Source organism: Micromonospora globispora, from assembly GCF_003857015.1.
Lineage (GTDB): Bacteria > Actinomycetota > Actinomycetes > Mycobacteriales > Micromonosporaceae > Micromonospora > Micromonospora globispora.
In genome coordinates this window covers 1-778 of sequence record NZ_QGGF01000106.1, presented here as the reverse complement: position 1 = coordinate 778, position 778 = coordinate 1, and the positions used below count along the sequence as shown (strand labels likewise).

The following is a 778-nucleotide window of genomic DNA, read 5'->3' as shown; positions in this document are numbered from 1 at the left end:
GCGCCGGGCCAGCAACGCCTCGGCCTGCCGCAGGCGGGAGTACGCCGCCGGGTAGGGATGGTTGCGCCGGTCCCACTCGGCCGCCGAGCGGGCCCACAGCTCCGGGTCGCCCTTGCCGTCCAGCCGGCTCACCTCGGCGTCGCACAGGGCGAGGAACCCGTCGACGATGTAGCGCACCGGGCCGGCGGCGTGCCCGCTCTTGCGGGTGACCCGGTCGACGACCTCCCGCAGCCGGCGGACCGCCGTCTGGTCGACCTCGATGGTGCGGCTGGCGTACGCCTCCGCCTCGGCCCGCAACCCGTGCCAGGCCAGGGTGGCCAGCACGATCACGTCGTCGGAGCGACTCTCGGTCAGGCCGCGCTGCACTGCCTGCCGGGCCAGGTCGTGCCGCCCCTCCCACATGGCCAGCCCGGCGCGGAGGATCAGCATCGGCAGCACGTGCCGGGCCCCGCCGCCGGCCAGCACGGTGGCCACCGCCTCCAGGTCCCGGTCGGAGGCCTCGATGTCGCCGTACCCGACGGAGAGCCGGCAGCGGGCGAGCAGCAGCTCGACCGCGTCGGCGCCGGACGGGCGGTGCCGCAGCGCCGCCGCGACCACCTTCTCCGCCTCGGACCACTGCCCGACCCGGAACAGCCCGTTGGTGGCGATGGCCAGCAGCCGGGTCTCCCAGGTACGCCCCAGCCCCAGCTCGGCGACCCGCTCGGCTTCAGCGAGGCGTTCCTGGAGGACCCGGACGGCGGGCTGGCGGTGATGCGGGAGGCGGTGGAGATTGCCGAGC

At 76.0% G+C, this 778-nt stretch carries 1 pseudogene; it reads right to left on the bottom strand.

Annotated features, from left to right (window positions below):
* Nucleotides 1–778 (bottom strand): annotated as a pseudogene (locus DKL51_RS03895) (LuxR family transcriptional regulator); the annotation flags it as partial.